Consider the following 17,993-nt stretch of genomic DNA (forward strand, 5'->3'; position numbering starts at 1 on the left):
GTCCGTCAACTACCTCGATGCCGATCCGCGCCGCTCCCGTCATCCGACCGGGCGGGATCGTCCAGCCCGACGGCCCCGAGCACCCTGTCGTCCGCATTGCGCCGCCTGCTACGCCGCTCGGCGTCGATCGCGGCATCGGTGAATTCGGACAGGATCCTGCGTTGCAGGCCGAACATCTCGCGTTCCTCCTCGGGCTCGGCGTGGTCGTACCCGAGCAGGTGCAGCACGCCGTGCACGGTGAGCAGCCGCAACTCGTCATCCAGCCGGTGCCCGGCCTCGCTGGCCTGACCCGCGGCGAAGTCGGGGCACAACACGATGTCGCCCAGCAACGCCGAGCTCGCCTCGGCCGCGTCCGGGCGCCTGCCGTCGAGCTCGTCCATCGGGAAGGCCATGACGTCCGTCGGCCCCGACAGGTCCATCCACTGCTGGTGCAGCTCCTCCATCGCCTCCAGCGTCACCAGCAGGACCGACAGCTCCGCCAGCGGGCTGACCTCCATACGGTCCAGGGCGAAACGGGCGACCGAGACGATCGACTCCTCGTCGACGGCGACACCGGACTCGTTGACGATCTCGATGCTCATCACTGCCCCCCGTGCGTGCCGCCACCGCCACCGTGACCGGCCTGCCACTTCTCGTAGGCGTCCACGATATCGGTCACCAACCGGTGCCGCACGACATCCTCGCTGGTCAGGTTCGAGAAGTGCACGTCGTCGACCCCTTCGAGGATCTCCCGGACCACGCGCAGCCCGCTGCGCTGGCCACCGGGCAGGTCGATCTGGGTGATATCGCCGGTCACCACGATCTGGGAGCCGAACCCCAGCCGGGTGAGGAACATCTTCATCTGCTCCGGCGTGGTGTTCTGCGCCTCGTCGAGGATGATGAACGCGTCGTTGAGCGTGCGCCCCCGCATGTAGGCCAGCGGCGCGATCTCGATCGTGCCTGCCTGGATCAGCGCAGGGATGGTCTCGGGGTCGACCATGTCGTGCAGCGCGTCGTACAGGGGCCGCAGGTACGGGTCGATCTTCTCGTACAGCGTGCCCGGCAGGTAACCCAGCCGCTCACCCGCCTCGACCGCGGGCCGCGTCAGGATGATCCTGTTGACCTCCTTGGCCTGCAAGGACTGCACTGCCTTGGCCATCGCCAGGTAGGTCTTACCGGTGCCGGCAGGGCCGATACCGAAGACCACGGTGTGCCCGGCGATCGCCTCGACGTAGTTCTTCTGGTTCAGCGTCTTCGGGCGGATCGTCCTGCCCCTGCGGGACAGGATGTTCATCCCCAGCACGTCGGCCGGTGACTCGGCTGTCCCGGTCGTCAGCATCCCCACGGTGCGCCGCACCGCGTCGGGACCGACCTGCTGGCCGTTCGTCGCCATCGACACCAGCTCGGAAAAGACCTGCTCGGCGAAGGTCACGTCGGCGCGGGGCCCGGTCAGGGTGACCTCGTTCCCGCGGACGTGCACGTCCGCGGACAGCAGCTCCTCCAGCACGAGGAGGTTCTCGTCCCCGGAGCCCAGCAGGGTCAGGGTGGCGGCCGAAGGTATCGGGAACCGGGACTCAGCCGGCTCGGTCGTCGCCAAGCCCGACGCGGTGTCCTGGGAAGGTTGCTCTCGGAAGTCGGAGCCCTCGGCTCCGTCGTGTGCGGTACCGGCCACGTGCCCTTCGGCCCTGCCTTCTGCAGTCGATACTGCTCGTCGGTTGTTTTCACTGACACTTCGATGCTAGCCGCAATCCGCAGCTGTCCGCAGCCACGCTCGCCTGCCCCGGCCGTGGTGCGAGGCGTCCCTCACTTCGGCGGGCGCGCCTCCGGGCCGAGCGAGGAACCGCCGAGGAGGTGCCCGTGCACATGGAAGACGGTCTGCCCGGCGTCTTCGCCGGTGTTGAACGTCAGCCGGTAGCCTGCTTCGGCGACACCCTCCAGCTCGGCGACCTTCGCGGCGGTGTTGACCACGTCGGCCAGCAGCCCGGGGTCGGCAGCGGCCAGCTCGGCCACGTTGCGGTAGCGGGTCTTGGGCACCACGAGTACGTGCGTCGTCGCCCGCGGGTTGATGTCCCGGAAGGCGATCGTGGTCTCGGTCTCGTGCACGATGTCGGCCGGGACCTCGCGGTTGATGATGCGCTCGAAAAGCGTGTCACTCATGGACGCGAGCGTATCGGCACGGCGCAGCACCCGCGCACGGTGGCACCGGAGCCGTTCGGCGGAAATGCTGAATGACGCTGTCAGTCCACCAGAAGGACTGACAGCGTCATTCAGCATTTCCGGTGGCCGCTGCGGCCGCGACGACCTGGTCCCAGCTCAGCTGGAGGGGATCGTCACCGACGCCTGCCATCAGCAGCTCAAGGGCCCGATCGAGCTCCGTGGTGGACAGCTCGTCGCCGAACCGGTCGATGAAGGCGAGCGCGCGGGGCCGCGCGAGTCCACCGAGCATCTCGCGGACCGTGTCCATCAGCTCGCGGGCCACGGAGGAGTCCGCCGCCACCCCGTCGGTCAGCGCGACCACCGCGGCCAGCGAACGGCTCAACCGCGGGTCGGCCCGCTCCACCACCTCCACGGCGACGACGAAGGGGTGTTCCAGCAGCACCTGACGTACCTCACCGAGCGAGACCAACTGGCCGGAGACGCTCACGACCTCATCCATACGGCCGAGGAACTCCAGGGCACCGTCCGGTCGCCTGCGAGCCAGGTCGTGGGTGGAGTACAGGCCGGGCCGGTACCAGTGGCGCTGCCGAACGTCCTCGGCACCGCCGCCCTCCATCGCGCGCAGTGTGCCTGCCCATGGCCTGCGCAGCACCAGCTCACCGCGCTGCCCGGCAGGCAGTTCCCGCCCGTCGCCGTCGACGATCGCGAAGCCGGGGTCGGGCAACGAGTCCGGCGCCACCGGATTGTCGACCCGCACCACGCCGCCGAGCTGGATCTGCCCCCAGCCGTCGCCGACGGTGATACGCCCACCGCCCACGTCGTGGGTCAGCCAGTCGATCAGCTCGGGCTCGACCGGCTCGGCCATCGTCACGATCCGCCGCAGGTCGGCGATGTCCTCCTGCGCGGGAGGCCGCCGTGACCACCCCCGCAGCATCCGGACGACTGTCGGCGTCGTCAGCAGGGTCGACACCCCGTACCGCCGCACGATGTCCCATGTACGGTGCCTGGTCGGCACGTCCAGCGTGCCCTCGAACATCACCGCGCTCGAGCCGGCGAGCAGCGGGCCGTACACACCGTGCGCCTGCGCGCCTGCCCAGGAGACGTCACCGGCGCACCAGAACACCTCGCCCTCAGCGACCCCGTAGCGGTGCACGGCCAGCGCCGAGGACGCCAGAGTCGCGGCCCCGTGCAGCACCGAGACCGGCCGACCTCGGCGGTTGGCAAGGTGCATGGCCATCACCGGTTGCTCCGGGTCGAGCGCGACCGGGTCGGCCTCCGCAGCCGGGTCCTCCCCCTCCGGACCGGTAGCCAGCAGCTCGTGCAGCCAGCGGTCCCCCTCGAACCACGCGACGTCCACGCCGGTACGCCGGATCACCACCGTGTGCTCGACCCCGCCGAGCGCGCCGAGCGCCTCGTCGGCACGTGCCTTCAGCGGCAGGATGGCCCCGTGCCGCCACGCGCCGTCCTGCGTCACCAGCACCCGTGGCCGGAAGTCGTCGAGCCGCTCGGCCAGCGCCTCGGTCGGCAGCGCCACAGGCAGGATCGCGTGCACGGCCCCGATCCGGGCGCAGGCCAGCATCGCCACCACGGTCTCCGGCAGCCAGCCGGTGTGCAGCGCGACGCGGTCGCCCACCCCGACTCCCAGGCTGCGCAGCGCCCTCGCCAACCTGCGGACCTCGCCGTGCAGCTCGCGATACGTCAGGCCGCGCCGGTCGCCCGGCTCACCCTCCCAGAGAATCGCCGTCCGGTCACCGTGCGCACGCAGGTGGCGGTCGACGCAGTTGACGGACAGGTTGAACAGTCCCCCACCGAACCACCGGCCGTAGTCGCCCACCGGCTCGTACAGGCGCTGCCAGGGAGCCTCCCAGTCGAGCTCGTCGGCGATCGCCGACCATGCCGCAACGTCCTCGGGAATCTCGCGATCAGCCATGGCCCAATGCCCTTCCCGCGGCATGCGCCGCACGGGACAGCTGGGCGGCGATCCTGTCCAGCTGCTCCTCCGAGGTCACCGGCGGTGCGGTCGCGGCAAGGGCAGCAACCGTATGCCCGTGCCCGTCCACGATCGGGACCGCCACCTCACTCGGCTCCTGCGCCGAGCCTCCCTCGGTGACCAGGTACGGTGCCGCGCTCCAGCCGTCACGCTCGGCACCGAGCCGGGACCGCTGCTCGGAGTCGACCGACTCGAGCGCGCGTCGCCAGCCGTCCTCGGTACCACGTGACGCGAGGATCCGGCCCGCCGCTGTCTCCAGCGCGGCGTGCACCCTGTGGGTGTCCCGGTACAGCCCGCCGTCGGCTCCGTCCACCCGGTCAACGTAGACGACGCTGCCGCGCACGAGCACGGCCACGTGCACGGTCTGTCCGATCGAGTCGCGGAGCGGTACCAGGTAGGGCGCCAGCGCTCCGAGAATGGGTTGCCGAGCCAGGTATCGCTGCGCCAGCCGGGCGACCTCCGGACCGAGCCCGTAGCGCGACGACGTCGGGTCCTGCTCGACGAGGTCGGACAGGACAAGCGAACGCAGCAACCGGTGCACCGTGGGCACCGACAGGCCGGAGCGCTCGGCCAGATCGGTCAGCTGCTGGAACGCGGGCCCTTCGGAGAGCAGCTCCAGCAGCAACACCGCGTTGCGCACCGTGCCGAGCGTTCCCCTCGCATCCGGCTCGCTCACTCGCCCCACCTTCGTCACGGCCCACCCGACAGGGACACCAGTCACCGACGCCACACCGCGGCGTCCTCGCTACCTTACACGGAGACGTACTCCGCACTCAGGTAGTGACTTTCATATAGTGCAACGGTAACGCATGCGGCCATGCCGCACCTCCCCCAGTTGCCCGCCCGTTGCCCACCAGTTGTACTGCATCAGGCACACACGCTGTGCCAGATCATCGGATCTCGTTTCCGTAAATCGCTATTGCTTTTCACATAGTGCAATCATAGAGTCGGCGGCACAGTCGAACTCGGAGGTGGCCGAAGGTGATCACGCGCTCCTACCGGCATCCGCTCAACAGCAGCCGACTGGAACCCGGAGAACCCCTGCTAGAGGTGTCCGACATCCGGCTCCGGTTCGGCGGCATCACCGCGCTCGACGAGGTGAGCCTGTCCGTGCGGCAAGGCACCGTGCATGCCGTGATCGGACCGAACGGGGCGGGCAAGTCCAGCCTGCTGAACTGCATCAGCGGGCTGTACCGCCCGCAGGACGGCACGATCGTCGTGCACACCCCCGCGGGCGCGCACGACCTGACGCGCAGGAAACCGCACCGGATCGCCCAGCTCGGAGTGGCGCGTTCCTTCCAGAACATCGAGCTGTTCCGGCACCTGACGGTGCTGGAGAACCTGATGCTCGGGCGGCACATACACATGCGCAACCGGCTCACCCGGTCGCTGGTGTGGTTCGGTCCCGCCCGGCGGCAGGAGCTCGCGCATCGTGAGCTCGTCGAGGAGGTCATCGACCTGCTGCAGATCCAGTCGGTACGGCACAAGCCGGTCGGCGCGCTGGCGTACGGGTTCCAGAAGCGTGTCGAGCTCGGCAGGGCGCTGTGCATGCAGCCTGCCCTGCTGCTGCTCGACGAGCCGATGGCGGGCATGAACGCCGAGGAGAAGGAGGATATGGCGCGGTTCGTACTCGACGCCCACGAGCTGGCCGGAGTCACCGTGGTCCTCATCGAACACGACATGAACGTCGTCATGGACATCTCCGACCGGGTCAGCGTGCTCGACTTCGGCCGGCTCATCGCCGACGGCGCCCCCGAACAGGTCAGCACCGACCCGGACGTCGCCAAGGCCTACCTGGGTGAGGAGGTGCAGGCATGACCGCGAGTGCCGATCAGCGACCCGTGCCGTCCAGCACGGACGGCGAGCCCCGGGCGGACACCTTCCCGCGCCTGCTGCACGCGCTGGCCGACGAGCGGCCGGGCGACGTCGCGATGCAGGAGAAGCTGTACGGGATCTGGCAGCCCATCACCTGGTCCGAGTACGCCCGGCGGGTGACCGACTTCGCGCACGGCCTCGCTGCTCTCGGCGTCGAGCAGGGCGAGGTCGTCGCCGTCATCGGCGACAACCGTCCGGAGTGGCTCATCGCCGAGCTGGCGACGCAGTCGATCGGGGCCGCCGTGGTCGGCATCTACCCGACCAGCATCGGAGAGGAGATCGTGCACATCCTCACCGACGCCCGGGTCCGGGTCGTCGTCGCCGAGGACCAGGAACAGGTCGACAAGATCATCCGCTTGAAGGACCGGCTCCCGTCGGTGCACACCGTCGTGTACTACGACCCGCACGGGCTCGAGCAGTACCACGAGCCCTACCTTCGCGCGTTCACCGACGTCGAGGAGTCCGGCCAGGACTGGGGCGCACAGCACCCGGCGTGGCTGGCCGAACGGATCGCCGCGGGCTCACCCGACGAGATCGCCGTCATCTGCACCACCTCGGGGACAACGGCCCGGCCGAAGCTCGCGGAGCTCTCACACACGAACCTGCTGGCGATGGCCGAGAATCTCCAGCGGATCGACCCGTTGACCCGCCATGACCGCTATGTCAGCTTCCTGCCGTTCGCCTGGATCGGCGAGCAGATGCTCGCCGTGGCCTGCGGGCTCTCGCGGGGATTCACGCTCAGCTTCCCGGAAGACGCCGCCACGCAGCGGGCCGACCTGCGCGAGATCGGGCCGGACGTGATGTTCAGCCCGCCGCGGATCTGGGAGTCCATGCTCTCCGACGTCCAGGTGCGCATCGAGGAGGCCGACCGGCTCAAGCAAGCGGTGTTCGGCTGGGGCTACCGGGTCGGCGACCGCTACGCGGAACGGCGCGTGCGCGGGGAACGCCCCGGGACGTGGCTGCGGCTGGTCCACCGGGTCGCCGACGCGGTCGCGCTGCGCCCCGTCCGGGACCAGCTCGGGCTGACACGGCTCAAACGCGGCTACACCGGCGGTGCGCCGCTCGGCCCCGACGTGTTCCGCTTCTTCCACGCGATCGGGGTCAACCTCAAGCAGATCTACGGGCAAACCGAGATCTGCGGCATCGCGGTGGCCCATACCGACACCGACGTGCGGTTCCACACGGTCGGCACGCCGCTGCCGGGTACCGAGCTGCACATCGCCGAGGACGGGGAGATCCTGCTGCGCTCGGCATCGGTCTTTCGCGGCTATCACCGCAACCCGGAAAGCACCGCCGAGACGGTCGACCAGGAGGGATGGCTGCGCACCGGAGACGCCGGGTACACGGAGGACGGCCATCTCGTGGTGATCGACCGCGCCAAGGACGTACGCCGTACCGCGGACGGCCAGCTGTTCTCCTCGGCGTTCGTGGAGAACAAGGTGAAGTTCAGCCCCTACGTCGAGGAGGCCGTCGTCTTCGGCGGCGAGTCCGGCTCGGACGTGACCGCGATGATCATCATTGACCCGGCCACCACCGGCGCCTGGGCCGAGCATCAGCATATCTCCTACACCACCTACACCGATCTCGCGGCCAAGGAGCCGGTCTACCGGCTGATCGCGGGCGCGGTGGCCCGAGCCAACGAGGACCTGCCGGAGAGCACCCGGATCCGGCGGTTCGTCCTGCTGCACAAGCAGCTCGACCCGGACGACGACGAGATCACCCGCACCCGCAAGGTGCGGCGCGGCGTCATCGCCGAGCGCTACGCCGACATCATTTCCGCCCTGGATCGCGGCGAGGCCGAGGTCGTCGTCGGCAGCACGATCACCTACCAGGACGGCACCGTGGTGGACCGCAAGACACCGCTGCGGATATTCCCGATGTCGGAGTTCGCAGGCGACGACTCCACAGGCACGGCGACCCTATGGGGTGATCGGCGATGAGCGACTTCCTTCAGATGACGCTGTTCGGCCTGTCCAACGGGGCGATCCTGGCGCTGGCCGCGCTGGGATTCGTGCTGATCTACAAGGCCACCAGGGTCATCAACTTCGCCCAGGGACACTTCCTCCTGGTCGGTGCCTACGCCTTCTACGCGGCCATCGTCGTGCTCGGGCTGCACTGGAGCCTGGCCGTGCTCGTCGGGGTGGCCTTCGCCGCCACGCTCGGCGTGCTCGTGGAACGGTTCGTGCTGCGGCCGATGATCGGCGAGGAAGCCATCGCGGTGATCATGGTCACCATCGGGCTGTCCTCGGTGCTCGGTGGCGGCGTACAGCTGTTCTTCGGCACGACACCGCGGGAGACGCCGCAGTTCCTGCCGTCGGGCGCGCTCACCATGGCCGGGGCCACCATGCCGTGGAGCCGCGTGGCCGCGATCGGCATCGCGGCTGCGGTGCTGGTGACGTTCTCGATCTTCTTCACCCGCACCCGGCACGGCATCGCGATGCGTGCGGTCGCCGACGACCAGCAGGCTGCCCTGACCATGGGGATCAGCGTGCGCAGGGTGTTCGCGCTGGCATGGGCTCTCGCCGCGGTCACGGCCGTCATCGGCGGCATCCTGCTTGCCGACCTCTCCGGGGTCTCCGCGGGGCTGGCAGGCTTCGGGCTGATCGTGTTCCCCGTCGTCATCCTCGGCGGGCTCGACTCGGTACCCGGAACGATCGTGGGCGGGATCATCATCGGCCTGCTCGTCCAGTACACCGCCGGATACGTCGGCGGAGGGCTGGAACAGGTGGTTCCGTTCATCGTGCTGATTCTCATCCTGATGGTCCGCCCGTACGGGCTGTTCGGCCAGACACGCATCGAGAGGGTCTGACATGGCTGCGACCTCGACCGGGATCCATCACCGTAGCTACGCGAGCGAGCTCGCCCTGCGGCACACCAGCGCCGAGAAATTCCGGCTGGTACTCGTCGTGCTGGCCGTACTCGCCATACCGTTCGTGGTCAGCCCGTACTGGCTGACCATCGCCAACCAGATCGGCATCGCCGTGATCGGGGCGGTGGGGCTGAATATCCTGGTCGGCTACACCGGCCAGATCAGTCTCGGCCACGGCGGGTTCCTCGCTGTCGGCGCATACTCCTCGGCCATCCTGCACGTGCGAGGAGATCTACCGATCCCGCTGTCGGTCCTGCTGGCGACGCTGACGACCGCCGTCATCGGCGCGTTCTTCGGCATCCCCGCGCTCCGCCTCAAAGGCCTCTACCTCGCGATCGCCACGCTCGCCTCGCAGGAGATCATCCTGTTCGCCGTGCGCAACTGGGAGGCGGTCACCGGTGGCCGCGACGCGATCTCGGTACCGCGCATGGAGCTCGGCGGGTTCGTGTTCCGGCAGGACTTCCACTGGTACTGGGTGATCCTGCCGATCGCTGTGCTCGCCGTGATATCGGCCCGCAACCTGTTCCGGACCGGCCTGGGCAGATCGTTCATGGCGGTGCGTGACCACGACATCGCGGCCTCGGCGATGGGGGTCGACGTCACGAGGACGAAGGTGCTCGCCTTCGCGGTGTCCTCGGGATTCGCCGGCCTGGCAGGCGCCCTCACCGCGCACTACACCGGCATCGTCACCTGGGAACGGTTCACGCTCGAGGAGTCGATCCTCTACCTCGCGATCATCATCGTGGGCGGCCTCGGCTCGATCTCGGGAACCGTCTACGGGGCGATCTTCATGATCACACTGCCGGCGCTGATCACCAGGGTCGGGCAGGACATGCAGGGGACCCTGCCCGGCATCGCCGAGAAGCTGCCCGCGGTGCAGGTCGTCGTGTTCGGCCTGGTCATCGTGCTCTTCCTGATCTTCGAGCCCCGGGGCCTCGCTCGAATCTGGCAACGCCTCAAGGACTACGTACGCTTCTGGCCATTCCGGTACTGACAGGAGCTCGCTCCCAACCATCCACCGTGTCAAGGAGGACACCATGCACAGACGCGCAGCCGCACCACTGGCAACCGCAGCCGTCACCGCGCTGACCCTGGCCGCCTGCGGCGGTCCCGGAGCCGAGGAAGGCGACGGTGACGGCCCCATCCCGATCGGGGTGATCTCCGACCTCTCCGGGGCCACCGCCGACGTCGGCACACCCTACAGCGAGGGCATCCGCGGCTACGCCGAGTGGCTCAACGAGCAAGGCGGTATCGACGGCCGCGAGCTCGACCTCAACCTCAACGACTACGCCTACGACGTCGCGCGTGCCGAGCAGCTGTACTCGCAGTACGTCAACGAGGGCGTCGTGGCGGTCCAGGGCTGGGGCACCGGGGACACCGAGGCGCTGCGGCAGAAGGTCGCCCAGGACGAGCTTCCGTTCATGTCCGCCTCCTACGCCGAGACACTCGTGGACCCGGAGGAGTCGCCCTACAACTTCGTAGTCGCGGCGACCTACTCGGACCAGATGCGCGTCGCGCTGGACTGGGTCGCCTCGGACTCCGGCGGCGACGGCAGCGTCGCGGTGTTCCACCACGACAGCCCGTTCGGCACCGCACCGGTTGGCGACGGGGAAGCCTACATCGAGGACAACGACCTCGGTCTCGGGTACGACAGCTACGCCATGCCGGAGGGGGCCACCGACTACGTCGCCCAGCTCAACCGCGCCGAGTCGGCGGGCGCCGAGTACGTCGTTGTGCAGAACGTCTCGAGCCCTGCTGCGATGCTGGCCACCAACATCGCCCAGCAAAACCTCGACATGACCGTGGTGTGCCTCAACTGGTGCGCGGACGAGCAGTTCATCGACTTGGCAGGCGACGCCGCCGAGGGGCACATCATGGTGCAACCGTTCTCCCCGCCGTCCGACCCGGTTGAAGGGCACTCCGAGCCCGCGGACTACCTCGAGTCCCAGGGAGAGTCCCTCGAGGACAAGGGTCTGCACTACGTGCAGGGCTGGTACACCATGCACGTGATGGCCGAGGGCATCCGGCACACGATCGACTCCGGCCAGGAGGTCACCGGAAGCAACCTGCGTGACGCGCTGCGGAGCATGGATCCGGTGAACACCGGCGAAGTGACCGTGCCGATCTCCTTCGACGCCGACAGCCACCGCGGCATGGAGGGCACCGGCATCTACCAGGTGGACGACGGTGAGATGACCACAGTGGAACGGGGGGTCACCCCATGACATCGGCCGGTGACTCCGGTGGGCAGCAGGGCGTGCTGCCCACCGGCCCCGCCGACGAGCGTGACGAGGCCCTGCTCGCGGTGAACAATATCGAGGTGATCTACGACGAGGTCATCCTCGTGCTGCGCGGCATGTCGCTCGAGGTCCCCCGCGGATCGATCGTGGCAATGCTCGGCTCCAACGGAGCGGGCAAGTCCACGACGCTGAAGGCGATATCCGGGCTGTTGCCCACCGAGCACGGCGAGATCACCGACGGGTCGATCACCTTCGCGGGCGCGGACGTCACCGCGATGGACGCGGCCGACCGGGTACGCAAGGGCATGTCGCTGTGCATGGAAGGCAGGCGGGTGTTCGAGCACCTCACGGTGCGCGAGAACCTGGTCGCCGGCTCGTACACACGCGGGCGCATCAGCGACAGCGACCTCGATATCGTCTACACCTACTTTCCCAGGCTGCACGACCTGCGCGGGCGCACGGCCGGGTACCTCTCCGGCGGCGAGCAGCAGATGCTCGCGATCGGGCGGGCGATGATGGCCGAGCCGACCCTGCTGATGCTCGACGAACCGTCGCTCGGGCTCGCTCCGCTGCTGGTCCAGGAGATATTCGGGTACATAGCCAGGCTCAATGCCGAGCTGGGCACCACGGTGCTCGTCGTCGAGCAGAACGCGAGCCGCGCGCTGCAGATCGCCCACCACGGCTACGTCATGGAGCAGGGCCGGATCGTGCTCGACGGCACCGCTGCCGAGTTGCGGGAGAACCCCGATGTCAAGGAGTTCTACCTGGGGCTCGGCGACGAGGGCGGCAGGAAGAACTACCGCGAGGTCAAGCACTACAAGCGCCGCAAGCGCTGGCTCTGACAGGGGGTCAATATGTCCGCATTGGACGACCGTGTCGGCGAGGTGGTTCGCCAGGCGGCTGCCCGCATTCCCGCATTCGCCGCGCGCCTGCACGCGGCCGGGATCCAGGCCGAGCGGGTACGGCGGGTCAGAGACCTCGACGAGCTGGCTGTACTGACCAAGGACGACCTCATCGCGCTGCAACGGTCCGAGCCACCGCTCGGCGGGATGCTCGACCCGGACACCGAGGTCTGTCGGATGTTCTCGTCACCGGGACCGCTCTACGAGCCACAGCTGGCGGGCGCCGACCCGTGGCGGTGGCAGGAGGCACTCCGGGCAGCGGGGTTCGGCCGCGGTGACGTGGTGCTCAACTGCTTCGGGTACCACCTCTCCCCCGCGGGCGCGATGTTCGACGAGGCCGCGCGGGCGCTGGGCTGCACGGTGGTGCCTGGCGGTACCGGCAATCTCGACCTGCAGGTACAGGCGATCGCGGACCTGGGAGTCACCGCCTTCACGGGGTTGCCCAGCTACCTCAAGTCGCTGATCGAGCGCTATCACGAGGCCGGGCACGATGCCCGCGGCTGGCGACTGTCCAAGGCGCTCGTGACGGCGGAACCGCTTCCCGACTCGTTGCGCGCGCTGCTGACCGAACACGTGCCCGTGGTCCGGGCCGCGTACGGCACGGCCGAGACCGGGCTGCTCGGCTACGAGATCGAGCCCGGTGCCGGCCTCGAGGTTCCCGACGGGGTCGTCGTGGACGTCTGCGACCTCGACACGGACCTGCCGATCGACAGCGGCGAGGGGCAGGTGGTGATCACCCTGCTGCGCCCCGAGTACCCCCTGGTGCGCTTCGGCACCGGCGACCTGTCCGCCTGGGTCACCGGACCGGACGGCTCGGCACGGCTGGCCGGGGTACTCGGCCGTGTCGGTGCCGCGGTGAAGGTACGCGGGATGTTCCTGCATCCCCGGCAGGTCGACTCGGCCATGCGCGACCTGACAGGTGTGGCGGGTTACCGGTTCGTCGTCGAGCGTGCCGCGCACCGGGACGAGCTACGCTGCGAGATCGTCCCCTCGGCCGGGGTGACCGGTGAGCAGGTCGCGGCAGCCGCCCGCGAACGGATCAAGTCCATGCTCCGCTTCAACGCCCGCGTCGACGTCGTCGACGACCTCAACGGCACGGACACCCTGGTCGACCAGCGGGACTGGGCTGAATGACGCTTTCAGTCCATACGGTTGGCTGAATGACGCTTTCACTCCACCTGACGGAGTGAAAGCGTCATTCAGCCAACCGTTACGTCCAGCGGGACGTGCGTGCCCCGAGCGCGCCGAGCGTCACGGCGGCGGCCGTGGACGCGCGCAGCACGGTGCTTCCCAACCGCACGGGACGCGCGCCTGCCTCGCCCAGCACCTCGAGCTCACGGTCGGAGATCCCGCCTTCCGGCCCGACGACCACCACGAGCTCACCGCTGTCCGGGAGCGCGACCTCCCGCAGCGACACACCTGCGCCGGCGTCCAGTACCAGTGCCGCACGTGCCCGGCCGACGAGGTCACACAACCCCGCGGTGTCGACCGGCTCGGCGATCTCCGGAACCCACAGCCTCCGCGCCTGCTTGGCAGCCGCCCGTGCGGTCGACAGCCAACGCGCCCCGCCCTTCGCGGCGCGCCCGGGCCCGTCCCACCGCGCCACGCACCGCTCGGCCTGCCACGGGACGATCGTGTCCGCACCGGCCTCGGTCGCCAACTCGACGGCGAGCTCACCCCTGTCCCCCTTCACGAGGGCCTGCGCGACCGTCACCCGCAGGGCGGGCGGTTCCTCCTGCCAGCGGTCCAGCACGGTCACCGCCAGCTCAGGGTGGCGTCCCGGCCGCACCTCGGCCGCGGCGCACGCGGTGGCACCGCCCCGCCCGTCGGTGAGCACCAGATGCTCACCCGCCCGGATCCGCAGCACGGTCACCGCGTGCCGGGCCTCGTCCCCGGCCAGCAGTCCTTCCGGCCCGTCGGGAAGCGCGTCGACGACGAAGACCGGTCGCGGACCGGCGTCCCTGGCCGTGCTCATCGCGGCACCACCTGGCACATCGGCCGGACCGGTACAACGTGGCCTGCGAGGACCGACCGGTCAGCGGGGTCGGCAAGGGCAGCGGGAATGCTGCCGCACGCGGGCATCATCGGCGCCGCGTGCTCACCGGTTGCTTCTCGCGCGCAGCTTGGAGAACAACCCGCTCACCCCGGACTGCCTGCTGCCGTTGGTGGCCGCCGACGTGTCGTCCTCGCCGCGCCGCTCGGCGAGCTCCCGCAGCAGGCGGCGCTGCTCGTCGTCGAGCTTGGTCGGCACCACGACGTCGACGTGCACATGGAGGTCGCCGCGACCTTCCACGCGCCCGGAGGAGCGCAGCTTCGGCATCCCCTTGCCGGACAGCACCAGCTCGGACTCGGGCTGGGTCCCCGGCTCGATCTCCACCTCGGTCTCCCCGTCGATCAACGTCTCGAGCGGGATGGGGGCACCGAGCGCGGCCGTGGTCATCGGGATGCGCACATGGCAGTGCAGCTCGTGACCCTGGCGCAGGAACACCTCGTGCGGCTGCTCGTCGACCTCCACATAGAGGTCACCCGCGGGCCCGCCACCGGGGCCGACCTCGCCCTGGCCGGAGAGCCTGATGCGCATACCGTCGCCGACACCGGCGGGGATCTTCGCCGACACGGTGCGCCGGGAACGCACGCGGCCATCGCCCTGGCACTGCCGGCACGGGTCCTTGATGACCTCGCCGACACCGTGACAGGCCGGGCACGGGCGTGCCGTGATGACCTGGCCGAGGAACGAACGCTGCACGGACTGGACCTCACCCCGGCCCGCGCAGGTGTCACAGGTGGTGGTCGCCTTCCCGGAGGCCGAGCCGGCACCCCGGCAGTGGTCGCACAGCACGGCGGTGTCGACGGTGAGTTCCTTGGTCACACCGGTCGCGCACTCCTCGAGGGTCAGACCAACCCTGATCAGCGCGTCCGCGCCGGGCTGCACCCTGCTGCGGGGCCCACGACCGCCGCCACCGGCCCCGGACGCCCCGCCGAAGAAGGCGTCCATGATGTCGCCGAGACCGCCGAACCCGGCGAACGGGTCACGCATCCCGCCTGCGCCCGCCGCGGTAGCGCCGTTGTCCATCGGGTCGCCGCCGAGATCGACGACCTTGCGCTTCTGCGGGTCGGACAGGACCTCGTAGGCTGTCGTGACTTCGCTGAATCGCTGCTGTGCGTCGTCGGACTTGTTGACGTCCGGGTGCAGCTCACGAGCAAGTTTACGGTATGCGCGCTTGATCTCCTGATCACTGGCGTCCTTGGAGACGCCGAGCGTCGCGTAGTAGTCCTTGGGCACCGTCTTGCTGTCCTCCTCGACGAAGTCTCGATGGCGTACCCCGGTCACGAACGCGGGGCACTGTGTCACATGCCAGTGTTCCGGTTACCTCGCGGCCAGGATCTGCCCGACGTAGTTGGCCACGGCGCGCACCGCGGCGATGGTGGTCGGGTAATCCATCCTGGTCGGGCCGACCACGCCCATACCGCCGAGCAACGTGTCGTCGGAGCCATACCCGATCGATACGACCGAGGTACTCCGCATCTGCTCGTCCTCATTCTCCTCACCGATCCGCACGGTAACCGCACCGGGTCCGCGGGTCGCCGCGAGCAGCTTGAGCACGACCACCTGTTCCTCGAGCGCTTCGAGCACCTGTCGAAGCGAGTCGGGAAAGTCCGCGGCGTTACGGGTGAGATTCGCCGTACCGCCGAGCACGAGCCGGTCCTCCGGGTGCTCCACCAGGGACTCGACCAGCGATGTGCACACCCGCGTCATCGCGTCCCGCAGATCGGGAGGACACTGTTCGGGAAGCTCCGCGACGGCCGTGGCCGCGTCGGACATCCGCTGCCCGCTGATCGCGGCGTTCAGCGTCTGCCGCAGCCTCGCCACCTCGTCCTCGCTGATCACATCGCCCAGGTCCACGGCGCGCTGGTCCACCTGACCGGCACCCGTGATCAGCACGAGCATCAGCCGCGCCTCGGTCAACGGGACGACCTCGAGGTGCCGCACGGTCGAGTTGGTGATCATCGGGTACTGCACGATGGCTACCTGGCGCGTGAGCTGCGCCAGCAGGCGCACCGAACGCCGCAGCACGTCCTCGAGATCCACGGCACCTTCCAGCACCGTCTCGATCGCCCGGCGCTCGGCCGGGCTCAACGGCTTGATCTCGGAGAGCCGGTCGACGAACACCCGGTAGCCCTTGTCCGTGGGGATACGCCCGGCGCTGGTGTGCGGCTGCGTGATGTAGCCGTCCTCCTCCAGCGAGGCCATGTCGTTGCGCACCGTGGCACTGGACACACCCAGGCTGTGTCGTTCCACGATCGCCTTGGAACCGACCGGTTCCTGGTGCGATACGTAGTCGGCGACGATGGCGCGCAGTACCTCGAACCGGCGGTCGTCCGAGCCTGCCACCTGCTTACCTCCGTGCGTTCGCGGACATGGGCTACCACCCCCAGTTTACGGACCGTGCGGCACGGGCACCCCGTCCTCGGTCCCCACCACCGTCACGCGAGCAGTCTGCACACCACCCCGTCGGCGAGCAGCCTGCCACGCCTGGTCAGGACGGCACGTCCGCCGTCGAACGCAGCGGGGTCGAGCAGTCCGCCCGCAGCGGCCTCCGACGCGGCGCGCCGCCCGGCATCGCCGAGTTCGTCTGTGGGCAGGCCCTCCGAGGTGCGCAGGCGCAACATCACGCGCTCGGTGCCGCGATCCTCCTCGGTCAGGCGCTCACCGTCCTGGACAGGTAGCTGCCCGGCCCCGAGCAACGCACCGTACCGGGCCGGGTGCTTGACGTTCCACCAGCGGACACCGCCGACATGGCTGTGCGCGCCGGGACCGGCCCCCCACCAGTCACCGTCGTGCCAGTACCCCAGGTTGTGCCTGCACCGGGCATCCGCGCCCGCCGCCCAGTTGGAGACCTCGTACCAGCCCAGCCCCGCCCCTTCGAGGACGTCGTCGATCAGCTCGTAGTCCTCGGCAAGCGTGTCCTCGTCCGGTGGGGCCAGCTCACCACGCCGTACCCGCCTGGCAAGGGCGGTGCCGTCCTCGACGGTCAGCGCGTACGCGGACACGTGGTCCACCTCCGCCGCCAGCACCGCTTCGAGCGAGGCGCGGAGATCCTCCGGACGCTCGCCAGGAGTCCCGTAGATCAGGTCGAGGTTGACGTGCTCGAACCCCGCGGCCCGCGCCTCCCGCGCGGCCGTCACGGCGCGGCCGGGGGTGTGCTGCCGGTCCAGCACGCGCAGCACGTGCGCGGCCGCCGACTGCATGCCGAGCGACACCCTGGTGTAACCCGCGTCACGGATACCGGCGAAGAACTCCGCGGACGTCGACTCGGGGTTCGACTCGGTGCTCACCTCGGCGCCCTCGGCGAGCCCGAACGCGTCCCGCACGGCCTGCAGCACGGCGGCGAGGCCGTCCGCTCCCAGCAACGACGGTGTGCCGCCGCCGACGAACACCGTCTCGGCGCGGGGAGCGTCGCCGAGCACGGCGGCAGCCTGGCCGAGCTCGGTACGCAGCCCCTCCAGCCAGCCCTCCAGCCAGCTCCGCGCCGACGATCCCGCATCGAGCTCGTCCGGCGTGTAGGTGTTGAAGTCGCAGTACCCGCAACGGGTGGCGCAGAACGGCACGTGCACGTACACGCCGAACGACGCGCGTGCGCGCCCGCCGAGCTCATCGGCCGTCAGGCCGAAGCGGGCGGGCTCCCCTGCGGCCGCGCCCCGGTGCGCGGGGTCGACGCTCTCCTGTGCCACGCCTCCAGTGTCCCGAACCGAGGCGGGAACCGCGGCGGCAGGTACCCGGCGATCCGGTCGAGTGGTGACGCTCCTCCCACCATATGGGCACAGCTAGACCGCATACTGGGCTACTGGCACCCTGGGAATCATGACTTCTCCCGGTATCGTCCTCGTGGTCCGCCGCCACGTCGACTACCGGCGCGTGTCCAGCGCCCTCTGCCGGCCGGCGGCCTGAAGTCGCTGGGGTATCCCCGCCCGCGGACGCG

Annotated in this window: 16 protein-coding genes; 7 read left to right on the forward strand and 9 right to left on the reverse strand. The window is 69.5% G+C overall.

Annotated features, from left to right (window positions below; genetic code table 11):
• Positions 1 to 5: 5 nt before the first annotated feature.
• The 5 genes from ybeY to CHB84_RS11925 all read right to left on the reverse strand — a co-directional run bounded on the left by ybeY (position 6) and on the right by CHB84_RS11925 (position 4,802).
• Positions 6 to 581, reverse strand: coding sequence for an rRNA maturation RNase YbeY (ybeY, locus tag CHB84_RS11905; RefSeq protein ID WP_089301652.1), 576 nt, complete (start codon positions 579 to 581; stop codon positions 6 to 8).
• On the reverse strand, positions 581 to 1,576 hold the full coding sequence (locus tag CHB84_RS11910; protein WP_089301789.1) for a PhoH family protein: 996 nt from the start codon (positions 1,574 to 1,576) through the stop codon (positions 581 to 583). Before CHB84_RS11910 ends, ybeY begins: the two co-directional genes overlap by 1 nt.
• 206 nt (positions 1,577 to 1,782) lie before the next feature.
• Positions 1,783 to 2,136, reverse strand: a complete 354-nt coding sequence (locus tag CHB84_RS11915; protein WP_089301790.1) for a histidine triad nucleotide-binding protein — start codon at positions 2,134 to 2,136, stop codon at positions 1,783 to 1,785.
• 106 nt (positions 2,137 to 2,242) lie between these two features.
• On the reverse strand, positions 2,243 to 4,066 hold the full coding sequence (locus tag CHB84_RS11920) for an AMP-binding protein (RefSeq protein WP_176439919.1): 1,824 nt from the start codon (positions 4,064 to 4,066) through the stop codon (positions 2,243 to 2,245).
• Positions 4,059 to 4,802, reverse strand: coding sequence for an IclR family transcriptional regulator (locus tag CHB84_RS11925; protein ID WP_176439920.1), 744 nt, complete (start codon positions 4,800 to 4,802; stop codon positions 4,059 to 4,061). Before CHB84_RS11925 ends, CHB84_RS11920 begins: the two co-directional genes overlap by 8 nt.
• Before the next feature lie 305 nt (positions 4,803 to 5,107).
• Between CHB84_RS11925 and CHB84_RS11930 the strand changes: the two genes are divergently transcribed.
• From CHB84_RS11930 to CHB84_RS11960, 7 genes are all read left to right on the forward strand, one after another.
• Positions 5,108 to 5,944, forward strand: a complete 837-nt coding sequence (locus tag CHB84_RS11930) for an ABC transporter ATP-binding protein (protein ID WP_089301655.1) — start codon at positions 5,108 to 5,110, stop codon at positions 5,942 to 5,944.
• Positions 5,941 to 7,941, forward strand: coding sequence for an AMP-binding protein (locus CHB84_RS11935; protein ID WP_089301656.1), 2,001 nt, complete (start codon positions 5,941 to 5,943; stop codon positions 7,939 to 7,941). Before CHB84_RS11930 ends, CHB84_RS11935 begins: the two co-directional genes overlap by 4 nt.
• Positions 7,938 to 8,810 (forward strand): branched-chain amino acid ABC transporter permease, encoded by an 873-nt coding sequence (locus CHB84_RS11940; protein ID WP_089301657.1) that lies wholly within the window; start codon positions 7,938 to 7,940, stop codon positions 8,808 to 8,810. Before CHB84_RS11935 ends, CHB84_RS11940 begins: the two co-directional genes overlap by 4 nt.
• Before the next feature lies 1 nt (position 8,811).
• Positions 8,812 to 9,864 (forward strand): branched-chain amino acid ABC transporter permease, encoded by a 1,053-nt coding sequence (locus CHB84_RS11945; RefSeq protein WP_089301658.1) that lies wholly within the window; start codon positions 8,812 to 8,814, stop codon positions 9,862 to 9,864.
• A gap of 43 nt (positions 9,865 to 9,907) precedes the next feature.
• On the forward strand, positions 9,908 to 11,095 hold the full coding sequence (locus tag CHB84_RS11950; protein WP_089301659.1) for an ABC transporter substrate-binding protein: 1,188 nt from the start codon (positions 9,908 to 9,910) through the stop codon (positions 11,093 to 11,095).
• 131 nt (positions 11,096 to 11,226) lie between these two features.
• Positions 11,227 to 11,952, forward strand: coding sequence for an ABC transporter ATP-binding protein (locus CHB84_RS11955; RefSeq protein WP_245818709.1), 726 nt, complete (start codon positions 11,227 to 11,229; stop codon positions 11,950 to 11,952).
• A 12-nt stretch (positions 11,953 to 11,964) separates the two neighbouring features.
• Positions 11,965 to 13,146: a phenylacetate--CoA ligase family protein gene (locus tag CHB84_RS11960; protein ID WP_089301661.1), complete on the forward strand. Its 1,182-nt coding sequence runs from the start codon at positions 11,965 to 11,967 to the stop codon at positions 13,144 to 13,146.
• 76 nt (positions 13,147 to 13,222) lie between these two features.
• Here CHB84_RS11960 and CHB84_RS11965 read toward each other — a convergent pair whose 3' ends face one another.
• From CHB84_RS11965 to hemW, 4 genes are all read right to left on the reverse strand, one after another.
• On the reverse strand, positions 13,223 to 13,987 hold the full coding sequence (locus CHB84_RS11965; RefSeq protein ID WP_089301662.1) for a 16S rRNA (uracil(1498)-N(3))-methyltransferase: 765 nt from the start codon (positions 13,985 to 13,987) through the stop codon (positions 13,223 to 13,225).
• 123 nt (positions 13,988 to 14,110) lie between these two features.
• Positions 14,111 to 15,295: a molecular chaperone DnaJ gene (gene dnaJ, locus CHB84_RS11970; RefSeq protein WP_089301791.1), complete on the reverse strand. Its 1,185-nt coding sequence runs from the start codon at positions 15,293 to 15,295 to the stop codon at positions 14,111 to 14,113.
• A gap of 84 nt (positions 15,296 to 15,379) precedes the next feature.
• A complete protein-coding gene (hrcA, locus tag CHB84_RS11975; RefSeq protein ID WP_089301663.1) occupies positions 15,380 to 16,405 on the reverse strand; it encodes a heat-inducible transcriptional repressor HrcA in 1,026 nt (341 codons plus the stop codon).
• Between the two features lie 92 nt (positions 16,406 to 16,497).
• Entirely contained in the window at positions 16,498 to 17,679 is a 1,182-nt protein-coding gene (gene hemW, locus CHB84_RS11980; protein WP_217898524.1) for a radical SAM family heme chaperone HemW, read from the reverse strand.
• Positions 17,680 to 17,993: the final 314 nt, after the last annotated feature.

This window comes from Haloechinothrix alba (assembly GCF_900188115.1).
GTDB classification, from domain to species: Bacteria; Actinomycetota; Actinomycetes; order Mycobacteriales; family Pseudonocardiaceae; genus Haloechinothrix; species Haloechinothrix alba.

Bases quoted from the DNA above. Each gene is read 5' to 3' on its own strand.
- CHB84_RS11945 (WP_089301658.1), top strand. From the start codon at position 8,812: ATGGCTGCGACCTCGACCGGGATCCATCACCGTAGCTACGCGAGCGAG.
- CHB84_RS11915 (WP_089301790.1), bottom strand. From the start codon at position 2,136: ATGAGTGACACGCTTTTCGAGCGCATCATCAACCGCGAGGTCCCGGCC.
- CHB84_RS11955 (WP_245818709.1), top strand. From the start codon at position 11,227: ATGTCGCTCGAGGTCCCCCGCGGATCGATCGTGGCAATGCTCGGCTCC.
- CHB84_RS11950 (WP_089301659.1), top strand. From the start codon at position 9,908: ATGCACAGACGCGCAGCCGCACCACTGGCAACCGCAGCCGTCACCGCG.
- CHB84_RS11940 (WP_089301657.1), top strand. From the start codon at position 7,938: ATGAGCGACTTCCTTCAGATGACGCTGTTCGGCCTGTCCAACGGGGCG.
- CHB84_RS11935 (WP_089301656.1), top strand. From the start codon at position 5,941: ATGACCGCGAGTGCCGATCAGCGACCCGTGCCGTCCAGCACGGACGGC.
- CHB84_RS11960 (WP_089301661.1), top strand. From the start codon at position 11,965: ATGTCCGCATTGGACGACCGTGTCGGCGAGGTGGTTCGCCAGGCGGCT.
- CHB84_RS11965 (WP_089301662.1), bottom strand. From the start codon at position 13,987: ATGAGCACGGCCAGGGACGCCGGTCCGCGACCGGTCTTCGTCGTCGAC.
- CHB84_RS11920 (WP_176439919.1), bottom strand. From the start codon at position 4,066: ATGGCTGATCGCGAGATTCCCGAGGACGTTGCGGCATGGTCGGCGATC.
- ybeY (WP_089301652.1), bottom strand. From the start codon at position 581: ATGAGCATCGAGATCGTCAACGAGTCCGGTGTCGCCGTCGACGAGGAG.